This is a genomic window from Streptomyces sp. NPDC054932, assembly GCF_053610205.1.
The window spans coordinates 14,423-36,190 of record NZ_JBSGXU010000075.1; the positions used below are offsets into that span (position 1 = coordinate 14,423).

A 21,768-nucleotide genomic window follows, 5' to 3' on the forward strand; every position below is an offset into this window, starting at 1 on the left:
GGGCGTCAGCGGACCGCGCGGTGCCAGGTGGGGCGGGTCGGGGTGGTGGGGGTGGTGGTCGTGTGGAGTTCGGCGTCCAGGCCCAGGACCGCCGTCGTGGTGGTGCCCGAGGGTTCGAGGACGGCCGACGGGGCGCCCGCGAAGAGCATGCGGGATTCGGCCCAGGCCGGGGGGCCGCCGAGACCCGTGGTGCTGATGGTGCCGCTGTCCGCGCGGCCCACCATGAGGCGGCCCGCCGCGCCGACCGCGCCGTAGCCGGCGCGCCCGCCCGCCTCCGTGACGCTGGAGACCTGCGGCCGGACCGCGGGGCCCGCCGTGACCAGGGCCGTGCGGACGACCCCCGAGTCCGGGCGGCGGAAGAAGAGGCGGACGCCCGTGCCGTCCGGGGAGGCCGAGAGGGGGACCGTGGTGGCGGGCAGGCCCGTCGGTGCGGGGCCGAGCAGCGGGGTGTCCGGGGTGCGCTGGGTCCAGGCCAGGACGGACGTGGTGGTGGTCGCGTACACGTGGCGGCGCCCGGCCGCGTCGATCGCCGTCACCGGGTCGCTCTGCAGGTCCTCGCCGCCGAGGCGCTCCCACGGGGAGAAGCCGCCGTCCGGCTCCTGGGTGCTCGCCCGCAGCGTGCGGCGCGAGTCGCGGAGGTAGACGGTGAGGCGGCCCCGCGCGTCCACGGCCACCGCGGGGGCGCTGATCGCCGAGGTGCCCTCGTCGTCCGTCCGTTCCGGGGTGCCGAGCGACTGCCACGGGCCGAACGGGCCGTCGGGCGCGGCCTGGACGGCGTACACGACCTCGCGCCGGTAGTCCGTGGGTGCGGCGCCGAAGGTGGTGCGGGTGGCGAGGACGCCGATGCGGCCGCCGGGGAGGCGGGCGGCGGTGGCCCCCGGGTCGATGCCCGTGCCCGGGATGAGGACCGGGCCCGCCCATTCGCCGCCGGGGCTGCGCGTCCAGTACGCGGTCTGGCCGTCCAGCGTGGCGAAGGCCCACAGGCGGCCCGGTGTTCCCTCCGTCATCCAGGAGGTGTTGTCGGCGCGGGTGTAGCGCAGCGACTGGGCCCAGTTGCGCCCCGTCGGGTTGCCCGCGACCTTGCGGTCGCCGCAGCCGGACGGGCTGCCGCAGTAGTCCTGGTGGTCCTGCCAGGCGTAGGTCTTCAGGAAGCCGGTCTTGGTCTCGGCCGTCTGCGGGTCCAGCGAGTGCGGGAGGGTGCTGTTGTGGTAGCCGAGGTAGCTCTGGACCGCGAAGTGCGGGCGGTTCTGGACCCGGTCGGCGTAGGCGGCGGTGGCGGCCTGCACGAAGCGGGCGCCGTACATGTGGTCCTGGTGGTCGGTGTACCGGCCGGTCCCGTTCTCGCCGTACCGGTTCGGCGTCGGGTCCTGCATCCGTATCGTCGTCGGCCGGTAGCGCTCCAGGACCCCGGCTATCGTCTGGACGAGCTGGTCCTTCGTGTACGTGAACGGCTGCTTGACCGGTGTGCCGGAGGTCAGCTGGGCGTCCAGCGCGGGTATCCGGCCGTTCCAGAGTCCGCGCAGGCTCTCGGGGGTGTCCGCGCCCGTGGTGCGGGCCTCCCGCAGCATCAGCCACACCAGGTTGACCTGCGGCTTCGCTATGAGCACGTCGATTTCGGCCCGGCCGCCGCCGGCGGTGGTCATGACCGAACGCTTCCACGCGCTCGTGCGGTCACCGGTGGCCATCTGGGCGTACGCGGAGCGGATGCCGTTCTGCCGGGCCTCCGCGTAGTGGGCGCGGTCGGCGGGCTGTTCGGGGTCCGTGGCGGCGCCGCCACGGGCCTCGTTGCGGCCGTCGGACTCGCCGGAGGTGAGGTACGCGGTGGTGACCTGGGTGCCGGACAGCAGGGAGCGGCTGAGGTCCGGGTTCATGAAGAACAGGTCGTCGTCCGGGTGGGCGACGACCTGGACCACCGACCCGGCGGTGACGCTCGCGGGGAGGGCGGCGGCCCGGTTCTTCTCCTGGGTGGCTTCGGCAGAGGTCTGCTGGCCGGTGGCCACGGAGAGAACACCGGTGGCGCCGGCTGTCAGCACGGTGAGCAGGGCCGCGAAGCGGCGACGGGTCACGGGCATCGGGTCACGCCTCGGGTTCGTTCTGGGCGGCAAAAGCGCTGAGCAGTCAGAGAGAGGCGAAATCTGCGCACTTGGTTCACCGGTCCGGCCGATGACTCCCGCATTTCACAAACAAAATGTGGATGCGGTCCGTCCGGTCGCCCGGGCAACCAGCCCTTCGGAAAGGCCGGTTCTAGGAACCCGGTGTCGAGCCCGGCGCCAGACCACCCGTGTTGCGCGGACCCACCGGCTGCCACGGCGCCAGGTGTGCGTTCGGGGAGTCGGCCGAAGAGGTCACGTACAGCCGCGCGTCGAGCCCCACCACCGCCAGGCTGACCAGGTTCCGGCCCGTCATCGTGGAGGAGGGCCCACCCACGAACATCAGCGGGGACCGCTCCCACGGCCGCCCCGACCCGGCCTCCGAGCCCAGTTGGCCGCCCGCCGTGCGGCCCGCCAGGATGTGCCCGCTCGCGGTGACCGAGCCGAAGCCCTGGAGGCCGCCGAGGTCGGTCATCCCGCTCACCTTCAGCCCGCCCTCACCCGTGATCAGGGCGGTACGGACGTTGCCCGAGCCGGGCTTGCGGAACCACAGCCGTACGCCGCCCTCGCGGCCCTGCGCCGTCAGCGGGAGCGTGGTGTCCGGCAGCCCGGTGGCCGTGGCCCGGTCCAGCGGGGCGCCCGGCTTCGGCTGCACCCACCCCACCACCGACTTGGAGGTGGCGGCAAGCACCATGCGCCGCCCGGCGCCGTCCGTCGCGGTGACCGGGGAGCCCTGCAGGTCGGCGCCGCCGTACTTCTCCCACGCGCTCCAACCGCCGTCCGCGTGCTGCACCCGGCCGCGCAGGGTGTACGCGCCGTCGCGGACGTACACCGCCAACTGCCCGGTGCCGTCGACCGACACGGCCGGCGCGCTGATGTCGGAGGTCCACGTCTCGTCCGCCGTCTCGGGGGTGCCGAGCGACTGCCACGGCGTGAACTCCTCGGCCCCCGGGCGCGTCTGGACCACGTACCCGACCTCGCGCCGGTAGTCGGCGGGCTTCGCGCCGAAGGAGGTACGGGTACCGAAGGCGGCTATCCGGCCGTCCGGCAGGGTCACGGTGCTCACGCCCGGGTCCATGCCGGTGCCGGGGAGCAGGTCCGGGCCCTTCCACCGGCCGACGAGACCGGGCCGGTGCCAGAGCGCCAGCCGGCCGTCGAGCACCTTGAAGGCCCACAGTCCGAGCTCGGCGTCGGAGGTCAGCCACGTGGTGCTGGTGCCGCGGGCGTAGTTGATGGACTCCGACCACCGGTTGCCCCCGGGCTGGTCGGCGACCTTGAGGTCGCCGCAGCCGGCGTCGCTGTTGCAGTGGTTCTGCCTGTCGAGCCAGGCGTAGGTGCCCAGGATGTCCAGCTTCGCCTTGGACTCGTCCGGGTCCAGCGTGCTGGGGAGGGACCCATTGAAGTAGCCGACGTAGTTCTGCACCGCGAAGTGCGGGCGGTCCTTGACGCCCTCGGCGTAGGCGGCGGTGGCGGCCTGCACGAACCGGGCGCCGTAGAAGTGGTCCTGGTGGTCCGTGTACCGCTTGGTGTCGGGATAGCGGCCCGGGGTCGGGTCCTGGGAGCGGATGGTGGTCGGCCTGTACTGCTCCAGGACGCCGACGAGGGTCTGGACGACCTGGTCCTTGGAGTACGAGAACTTCGTCCTGACCGGGGTGCCGGAGGTGAGCATCGACTCCAGGCGGGGAACCCTGCCGTCCCACAGGCCGTGCAGGCTGTCCGGGGCGTCGCCGGATCCGTGGCCCGCCTCGCGCAGCTGCAACCAGACGAGGTTGACCTGCGGCTTGGCGACGAGGACGTCGATCTCGGCATGACCGCCGCCCTTGGTGGGGACGACGGCGCGCGTCCAGGGGCTGCTGCGGTCGCCGGTGGCCATCTTGGCGTAGGCGGCCCGTATGCCGTTCTGGCGGGCCTCGGCGTAGGCGGGTTTGTTGGGCGCGGTGGTGGCCGCCTTGGCGGCGCCGGCGTTGATGCCGTCGGCCTCGCCGGAGGTCAGGTAGACCGAGGTGACCGGGTGACCGGCGGATATGGAATACCGCAGGTCCGGGTTCATGAAGTACAGGTCGTCGTCGGGGTGCGCGACGATCTGGAGCACCCGCCCGGGGTCGGGCGGGTCGACGGCGGCCGGGGCGCCGGTCGCGCGGTCGGGGACGGCTGGGGAGCCGAGACGGTCGAGGATCTCGTTCCCCCGGAACAGGAGAATGCTGCCGACGGCGGTGGCCGCGCAGAATGCGGCGAACTTGACGAGCCCGGACCGGCGTTGGCGGGACGGCTGCCCTTCGCGGCGGGCCGACTTCCCGGACCCGGCCGCGCCGACGGCCCGGCGGCGGCCGCGCCGGCCCTCGGAGGCCCTGGATCCGGCCTCGGGGTCCCCGGCCTCGGGGTTCCCGGTCTCGGGGGCCGGGCCCGCCGGCTCGGCCAAGTCGCCCTGCTCGGAGCCCTGCTGGGCCTGCTGGACCGACTGGACCGACTGGGCCTGCTGGGCCTCGTGGGTGGGCTGAGGGTGATGGGCCTCACGAGGCGGGTACGCCTGCTGTGGCTGCTGGGCCTGGTAGACCTGATGCGACGGGTACGCCTGCCCGGGCGGCCCGCCCGGCTGCCCCCACGCGGATCCGGTCGGGGCACCCGGAACTCCCGCTACACCCGGAACTCCCGCAACACCCGGAACACCGTGGTCCCGGGCCGCGGGGCCCTGCCAGGCGTCGGACATGTGGCTCCCCCCGGGCCGGTCGGCGAGGAGCTGCCCCCATCACGTCACGCGAAAAGTGGTCTGATACTCCGATAATCCCTGGCATGGTACGTGCCTTGAGTCGAACACCTGATCCGGACACGCCCTAAGCTACGCCGCGGCCCGGGCGGGACTCCGCCGACAGGTCCCAGGGCCTAGGCTCAGGAACAGGCCGATGCAGTGACAGGCAGCAGGCAGCAGGCAGCAAGCAGCGGCAGCGGCGCAGGCAGTGACAGGCAAGTGGCAGCAACAACCGCGGGAGGCGGCGGGATGACGGTCCCGGGACGCAGGAGCAGCACTTTCATCCGACTGCTCCGCAGCGGTTTCACCGACCCCTCCGCCGCCGCCCGGCTGCTCGACGCCGACGCGCTGGCAGCCGTACGCACCGACCCCGTGCTCCTCGACGCGCTCGGGGCGACCGCCGACCCCGACCTCGCCCTCATCGGGCTCGTCCGGCTCGCCGAGGCGCAGCCCGCCGGTGAACTGCCCGGGCTCCTCGACACCCTCGTCAGCGCCAAGCCGCTGCGCGACCGGCTGCTCGGCGTGCTGGGCGCCTCCGAGGCCCTCGGCGACCACCTCGCCCGCCACCCCCGCGACTGGCTCAGCCTCGTCACCTACGAGGCCGCCGACCTGCACCCCGGACTCTCCGACTTCGAGCGCGGGCTCGCGGACGCCCACGACCCCGTCGCGCTGCGCGTCGCCTACCGCCGCTGCCTGCTCTCCATCGCCGCCCGCGACGTCTGCGGCACCATCGACGTCGCCCAGACCGCCGCCGAGCTCGCCGACCTGGCCACCGCCACCCTCCGCGCCGCCCTGCGGATCGCCTCCGCCGCCGCCCCCGAGGACGCGGCCCTGTGCCGCCTCGCCGTCATCGCGATGGGCAAGTGCGGCGGCAACGAACTGAACTACGTCTCCGACGTCGACGTCATCTTCGTCGGCGACTCGGCCCCGGGCGCCGACGAGGGCAAGGCCCTCCAGGCCGCCACCCGTCTGGCCTCCCACCTCATGCGGATCTGCTCGGAGACCACCGTCGAGGGCACCATCTGGCCCGTCGACGCCAACCTCCGCCCCGAGGGCCGCAACGGGCCCCTCGTCCGCACCCTCGCCTCCCACCTGGCCTACTACCAGCGCTGGGCCAAGACCTGGGAGTTCCAGGCCCTCCTCAAGGCCCGCGCCGTCGCCGGCGACGAGGCCCTGGGCGCCGAGTACATCGAGGCCATAAGCCCGCTGGTCTGGCAGGCCGCCGAACGCGAGAACTTCGTCGCCGACGTCCAGAAGATGCGCCGCCGCGTCGTCGACAACATCCCCGCCGCTCAGGTCGACCGCGAGCTCAAGCTCGGCCCCGGCGGCCTGCGCGACGTCGAGTTCGCCGTCCAGCTGCTCCAGCTCGTCCACGGCCGCAGCGACGCCACCCTGCACTCCGGCACCACCCTCGACGCCCTGCACGCCCTCGCCGCCGGCGGCTACGTCGGCCGCGCCGACGCCGCCCAACTGCACGACGCGTACCGCTTCCTGCGCGCCATGGAGCACCGCATCCAGCTCTACCGGTTGCGCCGCACCCACCTCGTCCCCGAGGACGAGAACGACCTGCGGCGCCTCGGCCGCTCCATGGGCCTGCGCACCGAACCGGTCGCCGAGCTCAACAAGGCCTGGCGCCGGCACGCCTCCGTCGTCCGGCGCCTGCACGAGAAGCTCTTCTACCGGCCGCTGCTCGACGCCGTCGCCCAGCTCACCCCCGGCGAGACCCGGCTCTCCCCGCGCGCCGCCGGCCAGCGCCTCGAAGCCCTCGGCTACGCCGACCCGGCCTCGGCCCTGCGCCACCTGGAGGCACTCGCCTCCGGCGTCACCCGCAAGGCCGCCATCCAGCGCACCCTGCTGCCCGTGATGCTCGGCTGGTTCGCCGACTCCGCCGACCCGGACGCCGGTCTGCTGAACTTCCGCAAGGTCTCCGACGCCCTCGGCAAGACCCCCTGGTACCTGCGCCTGCTGCGCGACGAGGGCGCCGCCGCCGAGAACCTCGCCCGCGTCCTGTCCGCCGGGCGCCTGGCCCCCGACCTGCTGATGCGCGCCCCGGAGGCCGTGGCCCTGCTCGGTGACCCCGAGGGCCTGCAGCCCCGTACGCACGAGGCCCTCCAGCAGGAGGTCCTGGCCGCCGTCGGCCGCGCCGAGGACCCCGAGGCCGCCGTCGCCGCCGCCCGCGGCGTGCGCCGCCGCGAGCTCTTCCGCACCACCGCGGCCGACATCATCGGCTCGTACGGTACGGAGGACAACCCGGCGGAGGAGGACCACGGAGCCCTGGTCGACCGGGTCGGCGGGGCCGTCTCCGACCTCACCGCCGCCACCGTCGCCGGGGCCCTGCGCGCCGCCGTCCACAGCCACTACGGCGACACGCTGCCCACCCGCTTCGCCGTCATCGGCGTCGGCCGCTTCGGCGGACACGAACTCGGCTACGGCTCCGACGCCGATGTCCTGTTCGTCCACGAACCCCGCGAGGGCGTCGACGAGCAGGAGGCCGCGAAGGCCGCCCAGACCGTCATCGCCGAGATGCGCAGGCTGCTCCAGCTGCCCACCACCGACCCGCCGCTGCTCATCGACGCCGACCTGCGCCCCGAAGGCCGCTCCGGCCCGCTGGTGCGCACCCTGGCCTCCTACGCCGCCTACTACCGGCGCTGGTCACTGACCTGGGAGAGCCAGGCGCTGCTGCGTGCCGAACCAGTGGCGGGCGACGCCGAGCTGGGGGCCCGCTTCATCGAGCTGATCGATCCGCTGCGCTACCCGATGGAAGGGCTCGGCGAGGACGCCGTACGGGAGATCCGCCGGCTCAAGGCCCGCATGGAGTCGGAGCGGCTGCCCCGCGGGGCCGACCCGACCCTGCACACCAAGCTCGGCCGCGGCGGCCTCAGCGACGTCGAGTGGACCGTCCAGCTGATCCAGATGCGGCACGCCTGGGCCGAACCGGGCCTGCGCACCACCCGTACCCGCGAGGCCCTCGCGGCGGCGCACGCGGCCGGGCTGATCCCGACCGAGGAGGCGCAGATCCTGGACGAGGCCTGGGTGCTGGCCACCCGGGTCCGCAACGCCGTGATGCTGGTGCGCGGCCGCGCCGGGGACACCTTCCCGACCGAGGCCCGGGAGCTGGCGGCCGTGGGCCGCTACCTCGGATACGCCGAGGGCACGGTCGGGGAGATGCTCGACGACTACCGCCGCATCACCCGCCGTGCCCGGGCGGTGGTGGAGGAACTGTTCTACGGGGGCTGACCGGCGCCGACCGGGGGAGCGGGGGCCTGAACGGCCCCCGGCCCCGGCCCGGTGCGTCAGCGCGCCGTGCCGAAGTCCTGCGTCCAGTAGTTGCCGGGCTGCGCCAGGCCGATACCGATCTCCTTGAAGGAGCAGTTCAGGATGTTCTCCCGGTGGCCCTGGCTGTTCATCCAGCCCTCCATGACCTTCTCGGGAGTGCTGTAGCCGTAGGCGACGTTCTCGCCGTACGTGCTCCACGCGTACCCGGCGCGGGTGATGCGCGCGCCCGGGTCCGAGCCGTCGGATCCGGTGTGGGACATGTTGCTGTGGGAGGCCATGTCCGCACTGTGGTCCTGCGCGGCCTTCGTGAGCTTCGCATTGAGGGAGACGGCCGAGCATCCGGCGGCGGCGCGCTCCTGGTTGACGAGCGCGAGGACCGCGGCGACGGAGCCGCTGGCGGGCGGGGCGGCGGTCGTCGACGGCTGGGGCGCCTGCGGCTTCTTGGTGACGACCGGCGGCTTCGCCGGCTTCGGCTGCGCGGGCGGGGAGGTCTGTACGACCGGCTGCGCGGGCGCGGGCGCCGCGGGGCTGCTGGGGGAGGCCTCGGCGGGGCTGCTCGGCGGGCTGCTCGGGAGGGGGACGTCCACGGGCGCCGGGGTGCTCGGGGTGGCCGAGGGCGCGTACTGCCACGGGCGCCGCTCCTGCTGGCTCACGGTTCGCGTGCGGCCGTTGTCCTGACCGTCGAAGCAGGCCATGGCTGCGGTGGGAACACCCACGATGGCGAGCGCGCCGACCCCGATGGCTATTTTCCTGTAGGACGTCTTCTTCCGATGCTTCTGCATGCGTGACCTCATTCGGTGATCGCGAAGCTTCCGGCTCCCTAATCGCGGGGTGCCGGAGGAGCCGCCATTCTTAAAAGGCCGCCAATGACCTGGCAAGTTTCCGTTTCCGACCCGCGCGGGGCATTCGAATCGCGGCTTGAAACGTGCCGGTGATCGTGCATGGTCACGATCTGATCACTACTGCAACCATCTGATGGCTGCTCAGAAATGGCCGTGACCAGGGCGGTCGTCGACAAGCCCACCGGTATCGCAGATTCCGTTCCCGGCAGAGAGGGGAATGTCGATTCCAAAAGGGACAAATATCGAAATGTCGGCGGGTTAACGCCCCGTCAAGAAAGACTTCGGCCGACGCGGGCGGCGTGACGCATGTCACTGTTTCCCGCGCCCGATCATGGTGCATTCGGAGGCGGGAGCGACCCCCGGCTCACACGTTCGGGTCCGGGCCGCCGCCGCGCGGGTGCCGGGCGCGCCGCCCGCGGTACGGGTACTGCATGACGCAGAAGAAGGACAAGGCCGACGACGGGGCGAGCGAGCGGCCCAAGCAGCGGAGCACCACCTCTGCCGCGCTCGCGGGGGCGATGATCGGCGCCTTGGCCGGTCTCACGGGCAGCACGCTCGCCTATTTCGAGGCCAAGGACACGCGCCGGGAGGAAGCCCACGCCCGCCGGGCCGACGTCCGCCGGGCCGCCTATGTCGAGCTCGCCGCGAGCGCGAACAAGTACGTGGCACAGGCGACCCAGCTGCTGAGCCTGAGTCTCGACCCCACCAAGACGGATCAGGAAAGGCGGCGCCAGTTCGAGGACAGGTACGTGCCGGCGAACACGGACCTCGCGCGGGCGCTCACGACGGCGCGCCTCGTGACACCGCCCGAGGACAGGGCGGCCCTGGCGGCGATCGAAACGCGTTCCACGCGCGTGGGAACAATGGCGACCGAGTGGTACGGCAATGGCCCGGAAGGCGTCGACGTGAAGAAGGCCGACGCCGAATTCGCCGAGGCGGTGGAGGCGCAGCTGTTCGCATTGCAGTCATTCATCGACGCCGCCGCCGACGACGCCCTCTGACTCCCGTCACTCGATGTGTTCGGGCGCCGGTGACCACGCCGAAGGCAGTGGCTCGGCAGGATCCCCGGTCACACGCAGCGGGTAGCGGTACAGCCACCACCGGGGCTGCTCGGCCATCTCCTGCGAGCTCATGCCGAGCGGTTTGACGGGCGCCGTGGCGGCGCGGAACCGTTCGTCCAGGGCGTCGAGCTCGGGCTGACGGATCCTGCGGACCCGCTCGGTCAGGATCGGCCAGGCGTCGTGGAGCCAGTCGCGAGCGCGGGCGTCGTGGTCGAACTGGCACGCCCACATCGCGTCGATCCCCTCCTCGACCTCCGCCACGAACTCCGCCCACCCCTCCATGTGGTCGTTCAGCGACCCGGAGTCGTAGGGGGTGGAAAGCCGCTGTGCGGCGAGACGGACCGAGGCGTAGTCCTCGGCGTCCAGAAACTCGTTCTCCATGCCCGCAGCCTCGCACGCGGGGTTCCCGCGCAGTACTGGTCGCGGTGGCGGGAAGGAAAAGCGACCGGGCGCGACGCGTGCGAGCCGCCGATGGCCACCAGGGCGGTGACGGCCGCGGCGAGGGTGTGCCGCCTTCTCCCTTATGGGGAAAGGAGGTGGTAGGAGGCGGGTTCCTCCGGTACCTCGCCCGTTCGGTACACGGCGTCCACCAGCAGTTCCTCGGTGACCCGTACGCCCGTGAGGCGCTCGGTCAGCGCGAACACCGCCGCCTTCCTGTCGACGCCGGGGTCCTGGTCCCCCGTCGGATTGAGACCGACCTCCCTCATGAGGGCGTTCAGATCGTCGGGAGTGCTGCCGGTCCGGTCCGCCGGCCACTCGAAGGTGGTCCGCAGCTCCCCGTCCTCGTACCAGTGGAAGAAGTCCATGGGTTTCCCGCCGTTGCTCGAATGCGAGACTGCCCGCGTCCCCGTGGAGAGGGCCCCCATGATGGCCGGCCGTGTTCCCAGGTCGCCGCCGAACTCCAGCGCGAGGGCCCAGTCCCCGCCCTCGCCCGGCACCGTGAACGCTCCCGCGAGGAAGGACTCCGACGAGCCCCCGTCCCCGAACCAGAGCTCCGTCTGCTCCTCGAGCAGCTCGCCCATCCCCTCGCACGTCTCCCGCGGCTCGGCCCCCGCCACTTCGAGCAGCTCCGCCGGCGAGAGCCCCCGCACCAGCGTCAGCGTGTACCCGATCTCCTCCAGCGCGTGCTTGAACAGGGGGGACGAGGAACGTATCCAGCCGTAGTCGGCTGCGGTGGCTGAGCTCATGCGGTGCATCCTCCCAGCGCCCACTGACACCGGAGCGTCCGGAGCGGAGGTCGGGAAGAGTGGGGCGCATGGTTTCGGTATTGCAGAACGTGGCGATCGACTGTGCGGATGCCTACGAGCTGGCGCGGTTCTGGAGCAGTGTGACGGGCCGTCCGGTGGATCCGGATGCCAGACCGGGTGACCGGGAGACCCAGGTGCTGCTCGCGGAGGGTCCGGTGCTGTACTTCAACCAGGTGCCCGAGGCCAAGACGGTCAAGAACCGGATCCATCTGTGTCTGCGCCCTGAGACCTCGCGCGATCAGGAGGTGGACCGGCTGCTCGGCCTCGGTGCCACCTTCGTCGCCGATCACCGGGATCCTGATGGTTCGGGCTGGGCGGTCCTTGCCGATCCCGAAGGCAATGAATTCTGCGTCCTGCGCAGCGAGTCCGACCGGGCAGCCATGAATTCCTGACGCCGGGCGACCGGTTCGGACGACCTCTAGTACTCCAGCCGTAAATCGGGATCTTCACGTTCGAGCGGCTTGCCGCCGGTAGTGGCTGGTCTGGGATCGAGCCTGGTGGCAGCGTTGCCAGTCGGACCAGCCGAGCCGGTGGACCGGGTCAAAGGCGAGCCGGATGACGAGCGTGATGAACAGCCGTTGGATCTCGTTGCAGGTGAGCGGTATGAGGGCGTCTCGTGCGGGATCGCGGTCGTGTTCGTTCGCGCGGACGACGGCGAGGAAGGCGTGCGCGAGCATGGCCAGGGTGCCCCAGCGGGACCAGGACGGGTAGCGGCGGACCTGGTGCTCGTCCAAGGCCGCCAGGCCCTTGCCGGTCTGGAAACTCCTCGACCCGCCACCTCGACCCGCCACCTTGATCCAGCGACGCGCACCAGGGTGGTCAGCGGCACTGCGGCGGCCGGCGAGTAGCAGCGGTGGTACGAGAGTTCGCCGGTGCTGCGGTCGGGTCTTGCGCGGCAGGTCCGACAGCAGCCCGAGCACACCGCCCGACCCGACGTTGGGGTTCGACCCGTGCGAACCGGCCCGCGATCCGGGCCATCAGGCCCTCGAACGCCTCCTGTCAGCGGGCAGGGTCTACGCTGCGACCTGCGGCCACCGCATGATCTTCAGTCTTCACACACCGATGATCAACGGTGGCCGCACCCGTCTCCACAGCGCGTCAGGGTCGCGCAGCGTCTGCCCGCCGTCATGTGTCTGGAGGACTTGTGCAACGTGGCGAAGTCTGGTGGGTCCAGTTCGACGAGCGGAGGCTGGTCGTACTGCTGTCGGGAGACGACACGTCCGGGATCCGGGTGATGCAGGTCGTCGCTCCGGCCGGCGTCGACATCAGCGGTCTGGGCATCGAAGTGACGGTCGGCGCCGGTGAAGGACTGCCGTTCGAAGGCGTGCTGCGGCTCGCGTTCCCGCGTCCAGGCTTCACCCCGTGCACGTGGCTGACCACTGTGTCCCGGGACGACCTGATGGAGCGGGCGGCCGTCCTGTCCTCCGTGAAGCTCAGCGAGATTGACGACGCCCTCCGACTCGCCGAACAAGCGCAGGAGCGGACCCCGGCCACGACCGCGAAGCTCAGCGAGATAAGGGATGCCCTCCGTCTCGGTGAACTCGGGTAGACGGAGAAGGCGCCGACGCCCGCGACGGTGTGGGCGATCTCGGGCAAGGTGATCGACGCTGGTCACCTGCCGCCTCGGCGCCCCGCACCACCGAGATCACGATCTACGGCTGGAGCATTAAGCAGCAGGTGTCGCCACGGCCGTCGGTGGGGTGCAGCTCCGGCAGCGGCCGGGAGCGGGGGAGCGGAAGGCGCGCTCGCAACCGTCGCACGTGCGCAGGGGGTGGACCGTGCGGTCCGGCGGGGCGGGGTGCGCCGCCCAGAGGTCCGCCAGGCGGGGCGGCAGCATTTCCCGCAGCCGGTGGGCGAGCAGCGCTGCGGGGGCGTGGATCGCCGCCGTCGGGAGCGAGCGCGTCAGGGCCGCCGTGACCGCGCCCGGGGTCAGCCCGCGCTCCAGCCAGACGGCCGCGGCGGGCGCCAGCCGTACCGTGTCGCGCTCGGACAGCACGAGCCGCGGATCCCGCAGACGCAGCCGGGCCAGCAGCTCCCGCGCCGCCAACTCGACCTCGGACACGACTGGTTCGGTCTCCGGGCACGATTCCGGTTCGGGCTCCGGGTCCGGGTCCGGCTGCGGGGTCGGCTTCGGCGCGGACCGGGCGGGCGGGACCCGCCGCTCGCGGGCCGCCTCCGCCCTCACGGGCGGGTTGTTGTACGAGACGGTGCAGGTCACGACGCGCCCCGTCGGGAGCCGTTCCTGAAAGCGGGCCAGGTAGCCGTGTTGCTCCAGCTCGCGCAGGGCGGCGGCGATGCGGACCTCGCCCTCCGGGAAACGTTCGGCGAGGGCCTTGATGGTCACCTTCGAGCCGGTCGGGAGCGACTGGATGTGCGTCGCGAGCCCGATCGCCGTCATGCTCAGCTCGCGGTGCTGGGCGAGGTGGTTGCCGATCTTGACGTAGCCGCGGCGGTGGTTGTGGTTGACATGCCGGATTCCCGACGGGACGCGCGCAGGCGCGCTAAGCTGCTGGTCAGCCATGGGGAAGGGTAGATTCCTGTGTGGTCAGGCCCTCGGTCGGGATGCCAGTCCCGGACGGGGGCCGAATGCGTTTATGGGGTTGTCGGGAGTCAGAGTGCCCGGTGAATTGTCATATGCGCCAGCCCGGTTGGGGTGATTCACCCGACCGGGTGAGAGGGGAGGGGGAGGTATGGAGAGGTCTTTTCCCCCGGTTATTGGTCTTTAGGCGTCGTGCGTGACCGGGCATTGATCCACCGGGTCGTGAAAACCTCGATCCGGTGAAATCGGACTCGCCAAATCCATTTCCGCCCACACCGTCTTCAGCGGCGCCGGCCCGTGATCCGTTCCCCACCGCACGGCCAGCGCGGACACCAATGTGGCGGGAGGCCGCCGCACTCGACCGTTCCAAGTTCGGCGAACGGATGGGTTACGGGGCGAACCTGATCTACAAGATCGAGCGCGGAGCCCGTATTCCGCGTCCTGAGTTCCTGGACAAGGCGGACGAGGTCCTTGGGGCGGGCGGGAAAATCGCCGCGATGAAGGCGGACGTGGAAAGGGCCCGCTATCCGAAGAAGGTTCGGGATCTGGCCAAGTTGGAATCGGACGGGGTGGAGATCGGCTCGTACGACAACGTGTCGTGGTGACGGGCCTCCTCCAGACGGAGGAGTACGCCCGTGCCCTGTTCGGGCTGAGGCGCCCGGGCTTCTCCGAGGACGAGATCGAGCGCCTCGTCGCGGCGAGGCTGGCGCGCCAGGAAATCCTCCGGCGGCATCCGGCCCCGCTGCTGACCGTCGTGCAGGAAGAAGCTGTCCTCCGACGGCCCATCGGGGGCAAGATGGTGTTGCGCCACCAACTGGAGCACCTGTTGGAGGTCGGCCGGCTGCGCACTGTGGAGATCCAGGTGATGCCCATGGTGGTCGAGGATCACTCCGGTCTCGGTGCGTCGTTCACGGTCATGCGTCTCAGGGACGGAACGACGGTCGGACACAACGAAGTTCAGCTGGCCAGTCGCTTGATCACCGAGCCGAAAGAGGTCCAGATCCTGGACATGCGCTATGGCATGATCCGGGCACAGGCTCTGACGCCTCGGGCATCGCTGGAGTTCATCGAGAAGGTACTGGGGGAGACATGAGCATCAAGCCGTCGGGCGTGGGCCTCTCCGCGCTGGCGTGGGTCAAGAGCAGCTACAGCACCGCCGACGGCCCCAATTGCATCGAGGTCGCCTGGATCAAGAGCAGCTACAGCACCGCCGACGGACCCAACTGCGTCGAGGTCGCCCGGACCTCCGGGACGGTCCTCGTCCGGGACTCCAAGCGGCCCGAGCACGCCCGGCTGGCCGTCGCCCCCGCCGCCTGGAACGGCTTCGTCGCCCACGCCGTCACCTCGTGAGACGGGTGGATTCCGCCGTCGATGCCGTCTACCGGTACCGGCGGCCGGATCCGGCGTGCTGGGACGTCGTGGTCGAGGCGGTCTGTTCCCAGGAGTCGAGCTACGACGCCGACAACGCGCTGGTCCAGGCGGGCCGGGCCGTCACCCGGCACGCCGATCGGATCGCCCAGGACCTCCGCCGACAGCAGGGGTACTTCCGGACCCCGGCCGACCGCGGTGTGCAGGTGCGCGCCCTGGCCCTTGCCGGGATGGGCGATCTGCGGGCGCTGCCGGCCCTGCACGCCCTCGCGGAGCAGAGGCGGCTTCCGTACAGCCGTCCGGAGTCCCGCGTCCTGGCCGGGCTGCCCGCGGCCGAGCTGGTCGAGGTCCTGCTGACCAAGCTCCGGCACGATGCGGACGGCTACCAGGGGAACACCACCACCCTCGACCTCCTCGCGCTCTGCGGCGCGGCTGCCGCACCCGCCGTGACCGAGGTGGCCCGGCGCCTGGACACGCCGTACGCCTACGAGGCCCTGCGCGTCCTCGGCCGGATCGGGCCCGCCGCCGCCGGGACGGCGGACCGGCTGGCCGCGTACGCGACCGGGCGTGATCCCCGCACGAGCCGCAGTCACCCGCGGCGCGCCGCCTGGGCGCACTGGAAGGTCACCGGGGATCCGGCTCTCGCACTCGACGTGTGCGGTTCGGCCGTGGCATCGGGGAGCGCCAGTCACGGGCTGCCCTTCCTCGCCGATCTCGGCCCCCTGGCCGCAGTGCACGCGGACACCGTGCGCGGCCTGATGGAATCGCCCGGAGCGTGGACCAGGGTCTTCGCCGCGCACGCGTACTGGCGGATCACCGGGGACCCGGAGCCGGCCGTGCCGGTCCTGCTGGCGGAGGTGGATCCGTCCTGGACGGGTCTGCAGGCGCTGCCGGTGCAGGAGGCCGTCCGCCGGCTCGGGGAGATCGGCGCCCCGGCGGCCGCGGCGGCGTCCTTGCTGCATTGGATCCTGGCTTCGGAGGAACGCCTCAGCCACCCCTACAAGCCCACGCGCATCATCATCGACACGTCCTACGCCCACACCCTCACCGAAGCCCTGGAGCGGATCGCTCCGGGTACGGCCGCGCCCGGCACGGAGCTCGTGCCGGGCGGCGGGCGGGCGCTGCTGCGGGGGCTGCGGGACCGGTGACCCGGACCGGGGCCGGTCCGGTCCTCAGGCCCGGGTACGGATGCGGTTCAGCATCTCCGTCGCGGGGTGCGGACCCGCGTGCTCGGGGTGGCGGGGCAGGTGGTGGGCGAAGGAGCCGTACCAGGTGCGCGAGACGGTGTACCCGAAGGCCAGGCAGATCATGCCGCCCACGGCGTCGAGCCAGAAGTGGTTGGCGGTGGCGACGATGACGACGAGGGTCACCGTCGGGTAGAGCAGACCCAGGATCCGGGCCCAGGGTGCCGAGGCGACCGCGAAGATCGTCAGGCCGCACCAGAGCGACCACCCTATGTGCATGGACGGCATCGCGGCGTACTGGTTCGACATCTGCTTGAGGTTGCCGGAGGCCATGGAGCCCCAGGTGTGGTGGACCAGCACGGTGTCGATGAAGTTCTGCCCGTTCATCAGCCGGGGCGGCGCGAGCGGGTAGCAGTAGTAGCCGACCAGGGCCACGCCCGTGGTGGCGAAGAGGACCAGGCGCGTGGCGGCGTACCGCCCGGGATGGAAACGGTAGATCCACACCAGCACGCCGATGGTCACGGCGAAGTGGAGCGTGGCGTAGTAGTAGTTCATGCCCACGATCAGCCACGTCACGGAGTTGATCGCGTGGTTGACCGACTCCTCGACGGCGATGCCGAGGGTCCGCTCCACGCCCCAGATCCAGTCGGCGTTGGCGAGGGCGGCGGCCTTCTGCTCGGGCACCGCGTTGCGGATCAGCGAGTACGTCCAGTAGCTGATCGCGATGAGCAGGACCTCGAACCAGATCCGGGGCCGGCGTGGGGCACGCAACCGGGTGAGCAGGGTGCGCTCGGACCCCGGGCGGGTATCCGTCTCAGCCGCATTGGGTGATGAGACATCCGTCCGGGTTTCCAGTGTCTTCACGCTCGATTCACCCATGGGGAGAGAGTCTGCCAGATGCGTTCTCGCCTCCGATCATCCCTCGGGACGGTCTTCGGCGCCTCCGGTCCGCCTTGAGTACGACACGCAACCGGAAGCATCCCGGGTCCCGGCGCAGGCCCTTGATGCGTGCCCTCTGCACCTAGTCCCGGCGGCGCTGCCCGGGGCCCGAGGCCGTGGAGCCGCGCACCACCAGTTCGGGCAGGAAGACGAACTCGCTGTGCGGGGCCGGCGTACCGCCGATCTCCTCCAGCAGGGTACGGACCGCCGCCTGCCCCATCGCCTGCACGGGCTGGCGGATGGTGGTCAGCGGCGGATCGGTGAACGCTATGAGCGGGGAGTCGTCGAAGCCGACCACCGACACGTCCTGCGGCACCTTCAGCCCCTGCTGCCGGGCCGCCCGGATCGCGCCGAGCGCCATCATGTCGCTCGCGCACACCACCGCCGTGCAGCCCCGCGAGATCAGCGCGGCCGCCGCGGCCTGGCCGCCCTCCAGCGAGTAGAGGGAGTGCTGGATGAGCTCCTCGATCTCGGCCTCGCCGAGTCCGAGCCGCTCCTTCATCCCGAGCCGGAAGCCCTCGATCTTGCGGAGGACCGGGACGAACCGCTTCGGTCCGACGGCGAGCCCGATGCGGGTGTGCCCGAGCGCGGTGAGGTGGGTGACGGCGAGCTGCATCGCGGCCCGGTCGTCGGGGGAGACGAAGGGGGCCTGCACCTTGTCGGAGAACCCGTTGATGAGGACGTACGGGACGCCCTGCCCGCGGAGTTGGTCGTAGCGGCCCATGTCGGCCGTGGTGTCGGCGTGCAGACCGGAGACGAAGATGATCCCGGAGACCCCGCGGTCGACCAGCATCTCGGTCAGCTCGTCCTCGGTGGACCCGCCGGGCGTCTGCGTGGCCAGCACCGGCGTGTACCCCTGGCGCGTCAGGGCCTGGCCGATGACCTGGGCGAGCGCCGGGAAGATCGGGTTGTCCAGTTCAGGAGTTATCAGACCGACGAGCCCCGCACTGCGCTGGCGCAGCTTCACGGGCCGCTCGTAGCCGAGTACGTCGAGCGCGGCCAGCACGGATTCGCGGGTGCCTGCGGCCACACCGGGCTTGCCGTTGAGCACGCGGCTGACTGTGGCTTCGCTGACCCCCGCCTGGGCTGCGATGTCGGCTAGCCGTGCGGTCACGGGATTGGACTGTACCGGTCGGACGTTCACGATGACCACCAGGTGCACGAATCCGGGGGAAGTCGGACGGTGCGGCCGTCGGTCTCCACCGGGGCGCTGGAGAGTACGGGACGTCCGGGCGCGGGAAGTTCGACCGGGACGGAGCGGGTGTTGAGGGTGCAGGCGAAGCCGGGGCGGGTGAAGAGGAGGACACCGTCGGGGGCGGATTCCCAGCGCATCCCGCACGGGTCCGGGAGCACGGGCGCCTCGTCGGCCGGGGCGTCGGGCGCGGTCCGGCCCGCCTCGGGTGCGCCCAGGCCGGGCATCGCCCGGCGCAGTTCCAGGGCGGCGCGGTAGAGCTCCAGCGTGGAGTGCGGGTCGCCGGTCTGGGCGGCGACGCTGAGGTCGCCCCAGCCGGCGGGCTGCGGGAGCCAGCTGCCGGTCGGCCCGAAGCCGTACGGGGGCTCCGCGCCGGACCAGGGGAGCGGGACCCGGCACCCGTCGCGCAGCCCGTCCTGCCCGGCCGCCACCTCCGCCTCGGCCGCCGCCTCCGCTTCCGCCTCGGCCTCCGCGTCCGCCGCGGTGTGCGGATCGGGGGCAGGGCCCGGAGGGGGCGGCGGTACGGGGCCACCGGACGGCGGCCGGCGGCGCCCGCGGCGGAAGGCCGGATCCTGGCGGACCGGGTCCGGGAGGTCCACCACCTCCGGGAGGCCGAGCTCCTCGCCCTGGTAGAGGTACGCCGACCCGGGCAGGGCCAGCATCAGCAGGGCGGCGGCCCGGCCCCGGGCGAGGCCGCGGGCCCCACCCCCGTACCGGGTCACATGGCGCACCACGTCGTGGTTGGACAGCACCCAGGTGGTGGGGGCGCCGACGGCGGTGGTGGCGGCCAGGGACTCGTCGATCACCGTGCGCATCGCGGCGGGGTCCCACGGGCAATTGAGGAAGCGGAAGTTGAAGGCCTGGTGGAGTTCGTCGGGTCGCACATACAGGGCGAGCCGCTCGGAGGTCGGCGCCCAGGCCTCGGCGACCCCGATGCGCCCGCCCTCGTAGGAGTCGAGGAGGCGGCGCCAGGAACGATGGATTTCGTGGACCCCGTCCTGGTCGAAGAAGGGGAGCGGCTCGGTGCCGATCAGCGTGGCCTGGGCGCCGCGGCCGATGTCGGGCAGGCCGGAGGCCTTGACCATGCCGTGGGCGACGTCGATCCGGAAGCCGTCGATGCCGAGGTCGAGCCAGAACCGCAGGACGGAGGCGAATTCGGCGGCGACCTCGGGGTGGGTCCAGTCGAGGTCCGGCTGCTCGGGGGCGAAGAGGTGCAGATACCACTCGCCGTCCGCGACCCGGGTCCAGGCCGGGCCGCCGAAGATCGACTCCCAGTCGTTCGGGGGCTCGGCGCCGCCCGGCCCCCGGCCCGGCCGGAAGAGGTAGCGCTCGCGGGCCCCCGGATCCCCGGCCAGGGCGGCGAGGAACCACGGGTGCTGCTCGGAGGTGTGGTTCGGCACCACGTCCACGATGACCCGCAGCCCCAGGGCGTGCGCGGCCCGGACGAGCTCGTCGGCGTCGGAGAGGTCGCCGAAGAGGGGATCGACGGCCCGGTAGTCGGCCACGTCGTAGCCGCCGTCCGCCTGCGGGGAGACGTAGAAGGGGGTGAGCCACACGGCGTCGACCCCGAGGCGGGCGAGGTGGGGGAGGCGGGAGCGGACCCCGCGGAGGTCGCCGATGCCGTCTCCGTCGCTGTCGGCGAAGGATCGTACGTACACCTGATAGATGACGGCATCGCGCCACCAGCCACCGCTCGCGGTCGCGTTGCTGGAAGAGCTTGCAAGCTGGACGGCCGTCGAGTCGTGGGTCATATCGGGGTCAACGCGGGTACATGCCCCCTGGTTGCGGGCCCGGGCAGTCGAAGGTGACTCGAACTAACAGCAAGCTGCGGCAACCGTACGGACACACGGATGTAACGATCGCCTCCGCTTGCAGAAAGTTTACGCAAGCCCTTTCGGTCCTCTTTCAGTCTTGTTACGTTCCTGGCAACTCGGGACCGCGAGGGCGCGGCCGGGATCATCGAAGGAGTTCATATGCGGCGTGGCATAGCGGCCACCGCGCTGGTCGCGACCCTGGCGCTCGCGGCAACGGCTTGCGGTGGGGACGACAAGGACGCGGCCGGCGAGTCCAAGGCCGGCGGCGAGCTTTCCGGCACGGTCACGTGGTGGGACACCTCGAACGACGCCGAGAAGGCCAGCTTCCAGAAGCTCGCCGAGGCGTTCACGGCGAAGCACCCGAAGGTGACCGTCAAGTACGTCAACGTCCCGTACGGCGACGCGCAGAACAAGGTCAAGAACGCCTTCAGCAGCGGCTCCGACGCGCCTGACGTGATCCGCGCCGACGTCGGCTGGGTCGCGGACTTCGCCTCGCTGGGCTACCTCGACGAGGTCCCGGCCGAGACGGCGAAGAAGGTCGACGCCGAGTTCCTCTCGCAGGCAGCGGCCAGCGGCAAGTACGAGGGCAAGACCTACGCAGTCCCGCAGGTCATCGACACCCTCGGCCTCTTCTACAACAAGAAGATGCTCGCCGACGCCGGCGTCCAGCCCCCCAAGACGCTGGAAGAGGTGAAGACGGCCGCCGCGGCCATCAAGGAAAAGACCGGCAAGGCCGGCCTCTACCTCCGCGGCGACGACTCCTACTGGTTCCTCCCCCTCATCTACGGCGAGGGCGGCGACCTGGTCGACGCCAAGAACAAGACGGTCACCGTCGACAACGAGGCCGGCGTCAAGGCCTTCAAGACCGCTCGTGACCTGGTCACCTCCGGCGCGGCGATCACCAACGCCACCGACGGCTGGAACAACATGCAGACCGCCTTCAAGACCGGCCAGGCGGCCATGATGATCAACGGTCCGTGGGCGGTGGCCGACAGCTACGCCGGCGACCAGTTCAAGGACAAGGCCAACCTCGGCATCGCCGCCGTCCCGGCCGGCTCCGTCAAGGCGGGCGCCCCGCAGGGCGGCCACGACCTCGCCGTCTACGCCGGTTCCAAGAACACCGCCGCGGCGCACGCCTTCGTCGACTACATGACCTCGCAGGAGGTCCAGGTGCAGTCGGCCAAGGAGCTCAGCCTGCTCCCGACCCGTACCGCCGCCTACGAGCAGCCGGACGTCAAGAGCAGCGAGATGGTCCAGTTCTTCAAGCCGGCCGTGGACAAGGCCGTCGAGCGCGCCTGGATCCCGGAGAACGGCTCCCTCTTTGAGCCGCTGAAGGTCGAATACACCAAGGCGATCACCGGGGCGTCGAGCCCGGAGGACGCGGCCAAGGCGGCCGGCGTCGAGTTCCGCAAGATCCTCAAGGGCTGGAAGTAACGAAACCATGGCTGCTCACACCAGCCAGTCGGTGGC

16 protein-coding genes and 2 pseudogenes are annotated in these 21,768 nt (G+C 71.6%); 8 read left to right on the forward strand and 10 right to left on the reverse strand.

The features are described from left to right. Nucleotides 1-5 precede the first annotated feature (5 nt). Both ACWGE1_RS21080 and ACWGE1_RS21085 read right to left on the reverse strand, forming a co-directional pair. Entirely contained in the window at nucleotides 6-2,072 is a 2,067-nt protein-coding gene (locus ACWGE1_RS21080; protein ID WP_453422017.1) for a PIG-L family deacetylase, read from the reverse strand. 172 nt (nucleotides 2,073-2,244) lie between these two features. After that, complete coding sequence (locus tag ACWGE1_RS21085; RefSeq protein ID WP_453422018.1) at nucleotides 2,245-4,797, reverse strand: PIG-L family deacetylase; 2,553 nt, start codon at nucleotides 4,795-4,797, stop codon at nucleotides 2,245-2,247. A gap of 288 nt (nucleotides 4,798-5,085) precedes the next feature. On the opposite strand from ACWGE1_RS21085, the gene ACWGE1_RS21090 reads away from it, so the two are divergent. Beyond that, nucleotides 5,086-8,073 (forward strand): bifunctional [glutamine synthetase] adenylyltransferase/[glutamine synthetase]-adenylyl-L-tyrosine phosphorylase, encoded by a 2,988-nt coding sequence (locus ACWGE1_RS21090; RefSeq protein ID WP_453422019.1) that lies wholly within the window; start codon nucleotides 5,086-5,088, stop codon nucleotides 8,071-8,073. A 56-nt stretch (nucleotides 8,074-8,129) separates the two neighbouring features. On the opposite strand, the gene ACWGE1_RS21095 is transcribed toward ACWGE1_RS21090, so the two are convergent. Continuing rightward, entirely contained in the window at nucleotides 8,130-8,894 is a 765-nt protein-coding gene (locus ACWGE1_RS21095) for a CAP domain-containing protein (RefSeq protein ID WP_453422020.1), read from the reverse strand. 491 nt (nucleotides 8,895-9,385) lie between these two features. On the opposite strand from ACWGE1_RS21095, the gene ACWGE1_RS21100 reads away from it, so the two are divergent. After that, entirely contained in the window at nucleotides 9,386-9,955 is a 570-nt protein-coding gene (locus tag ACWGE1_RS21100) for a hypothetical protein (protein ID WP_453422021.1), read from the forward strand. 6 nt (nucleotides 9,956-9,961) lie between these two features. Here ACWGE1_RS21100 and ACWGE1_RS21105 read toward each other — a convergent pair whose 3' ends face one another. Together ACWGE1_RS21105 and ACWGE1_RS21110 are read right to left on the reverse strand one after the other, a co-directional pair. Beyond that, nucleotides 9,962-10,396 carry a hypothetical protein gene (locus ACWGE1_RS21105; protein ID WP_453422022.1) on the reverse strand — a complete coding sequence of 145 codons (435 nt, stop codon included), beginning with the start codon at nucleotides 10,394-10,396 and terminating at the stop codon, nucleotides 9,962-9,964. A 140-nt stretch (nucleotides 10,397-10,536) separates the two neighbouring features. Beyond that, on the reverse strand, nucleotides 10,537-11,202 hold the full coding sequence (locus tag ACWGE1_RS21110) for a DUF6461 domain-containing protein (protein WP_453422023.1): 666 nt from the start codon (nucleotides 11,200-11,202) through the stop codon (nucleotides 10,537-10,539). 68 nt (nucleotides 11,203-11,270) lie between these two features. Here ACWGE1_RS21110 and ACWGE1_RS21115 point away from each other — a divergent pair, with 68 nt between their 5' ends. Further along, nucleotides 11,271-11,654 (forward strand): VOC family protein, encoded by a 384-nt coding sequence (locus ACWGE1_RS21115; protein WP_453422032.1) that lies wholly within the window; start codon nucleotides 11,271-11,273, stop codon nucleotides 11,652-11,654. 54 nt (nucleotides 11,655-11,708) lie between these two features. On the opposite strand, the pseudogene ACWGE1_RS21120 reads toward ACWGE1_RS21115, so the two are convergent. Then, nucleotides 11,709-12,151, reverse strand: a pseudogene (locus tag ACWGE1_RS21120) (IS701 family transposase); the annotation flags it as partial. Between the two features lie 255 nt (nucleotides 12,152-12,406). Here ACWGE1_RS21120 and ACWGE1_RS21125 point away from each other — a divergent pair. Continuing rightward, entirely contained in the window at nucleotides 12,407-12,811 is a 405-nt protein-coding gene (locus tag ACWGE1_RS21125; RefSeq protein ID WP_453422024.1) for a type II toxin-antitoxin system PemK/MazF family toxin, read from the forward strand. 117 nt (nucleotides 12,812-12,928) lie between these two features. Here ACWGE1_RS21125 and ACWGE1_RS21130 read toward each other — a convergent pair whose 3' ends face one another. Next, nucleotides 12,929-13,783, reverse strand: a complete 855-nt coding sequence (locus tag ACWGE1_RS21130) for a helix-turn-helix domain-containing protein (protein WP_453422025.1) — start codon at nucleotides 13,781-13,783, stop codon at nucleotides 12,929-12,931. Nucleotides 13,784-14,136: 353 nt separating this feature from the next. Here ACWGE1_RS21130 and ACWGE1_RS21135 point away from each other — a divergent pair. The 3 genes and pseudogenes from ACWGE1_RS21135 (at nucleotide 14,137) to ACWGE1_RS21145 (ending at nucleotide 16,317) form a co-directional block, all read left to right on the forward strand. Further along, nucleotides 14,137-14,894: pseudogene (locus ACWGE1_RS21135) on the forward strand (helix-turn-helix domain-containing protein). Then, nucleotides 14,891-15,151 carry a DUF397 domain-containing protein gene (locus tag ACWGE1_RS21140; protein WP_453422026.1) on the forward strand — a complete coding sequence of 87 codons (261 nt, stop codon included), beginning with the start codon at nucleotides 14,891-14,893 and terminating at the stop codon, nucleotides 15,149-15,151. Before ACWGE1_RS21135 ends, ACWGE1_RS21140 begins: the two are co-directional and overlap by 4 nt. 5 nt (nucleotides 15,152-15,156) lie before the next feature. Then, nucleotides 15,157-16,317 (forward strand): hypothetical protein, encoded by a 1,161-nt coding sequence (locus ACWGE1_RS21145; RefSeq protein WP_453422027.1) that lies wholly within the window; start codon nucleotides 15,157-15,159, stop codon nucleotides 16,315-16,317. Nucleotides 16,318-16,341: 24 nt separating this feature from the next. On the opposite strand, the gene ACWGE1_RS21150 is transcribed toward ACWGE1_RS21145, so the two are convergent. The 3 genes from ACWGE1_RS21150 to ACWGE1_RS21160 form a co-directional block, all read right to left on the reverse strand. Beyond that, nucleotides 16,342-17,232 carry a phosphatase PAP2 family protein gene (locus ACWGE1_RS21150; RefSeq protein ID WP_453422028.1) on the reverse strand — a complete coding sequence of 297 codons (891 nt, stop codon included), beginning with the start codon at nucleotides 17,230-17,232 and terminating at the stop codon, nucleotides 16,342-16,344. 142 nt (nucleotides 17,233-17,374) lie between these two features. Continuing rightward, nucleotides 17,375-18,406: a LacI family DNA-binding transcriptional regulator gene (locus ACWGE1_RS21155; RefSeq protein ID WP_453422029.1), complete on the reverse strand. Its 1,032-nt coding sequence runs from the start codon at nucleotides 18,404-18,406 to the stop codon at nucleotides 17,375-17,377. A gap of 26 nt (nucleotides 18,407-18,432) precedes the next feature. Continuing rightward, nucleotides 18,433-20,235 (reverse strand): glycoside hydrolase family 13 protein, encoded by a 1,803-nt coding sequence (locus ACWGE1_RS21160; RefSeq protein ID WP_453422030.1) that lies wholly within the window; start codon nucleotides 20,233-20,235, stop codon nucleotides 18,433-18,435. Nucleotides 20,236-20,457: 222 nt separating this feature from the next. Here ACWGE1_RS21160 and ACWGE1_RS21165 point away from each other — a divergent pair, with 222 nt between their 5' ends. Beyond that, nucleotides 20,458-21,732 carry an extracellular solute-binding protein gene (locus ACWGE1_RS21165; RefSeq protein WP_453422031.1) on the forward strand — a complete coding sequence of 425 codons (1,275 nt, stop codon included), beginning with the start codon at nucleotides 20,458-20,460 and terminating at the stop codon, nucleotides 21,730-21,732. Nucleotides 21,733-21,768 lie beyond the last annotated feature (36 nt).